Annotated in this window: 1 protein-coding gene; it reads right to left on the minus strand. The window is 67.3% G+C overall.

The window, feature by feature from the left end; all coding sequences use genetic code 11:
- On the minus strand, positions 1 to 912 hold a 912-nt coding region (locus tag WKB25_RS21045; protein WP_340572792.1), incomplete at both ends, for an Ig-like domain-containing protein.

A 912-nucleotide genomic window follows, 5' to 3' on the forward strand; every position in this document is an offset into this window, starting at 1 on the left:
CCGTGCCATCGGCCAGCGGCGTGCCCGGCGTGAAGCTCCAGTTGCCGCTGCCGTCGGCGGTGACCTGCCCGATCGGGTTGCCGCCGCCGTCAGTGAGAATCACGGTTGCACCCGCTTCGGCGGTGCCGCTGATCTCTGCCCCGTTGCTCGGGTCGATTACCGGCGCCGCCGGAGCCAGACCATCGACGGTGATCACCGCCGGTGCACTGTCAGTGCCGCCAGGGCTGCGGGCCACCACGTTGACCAACGTGCCGTCCGGCAGCGGCACTCCAGGGGTGAACGACCAGTTGCCGCTGCCGTCGGCGGTGACCTGGCCGATCGGATTGCCACCGCCGTCGGTAATGATGATTGTGTTGCCGGCGTCGGCGGTGCCACTGATGACCGAGCCATTGCTCGGGTCGACCTGCGGGATCGACGGCAACGACGCATCGACCGTGGTGCTGCCGGGAGGGCTGGTATTGCCGGCCGCATCGGTCGCAGTGGCATTCACCACCGTGCCGTTGGCCAGTTGCACCGCTGGAGTGAACGTCCAGTTGCCACTGCCATCGGCGATGACCTGGCCGATCGGGTTGCCGCTGCCATCAGTCAAGGTGACGCTGCTGTTCGCCTCGGCGGTACCAGTAAGCACATTGCCGTTGCTCGGATTGACCACCGGCGCCGCTGGGGCAAGGGAATCCACTGTGGTGGTGGCCTGCGGACCGATGTTGCCCGCCGCGTCCTGGGCCACCGCGTTGACCACCGTGCCGTTGGCAAGCGGAGTCGTAGGTGTAAACGACCAGTTGCCGCTGCCATCGGCGACGACCTGGCCGATCGGATTGCCGCCGCCGTCAGTCAGGATCACGGTTGCACCCGCTTCAGCGGTGCCGCTGATGGTCACGCCATTGCTGGGATCAACCACTGGTGCAGCGGGTG

Origin of the sequence: Stenotrophomonas sp. G106K1 (assembly GCF_037969685.1) — a bacterium.
Taxonomy (GTDB): domain Bacteria; phylum Pseudomonadota; class Gammaproteobacteria; order Xanthomonadales; family Xanthomonadaceae; genus Stenotrophomonas; species Stenotrophomonas lactitubi.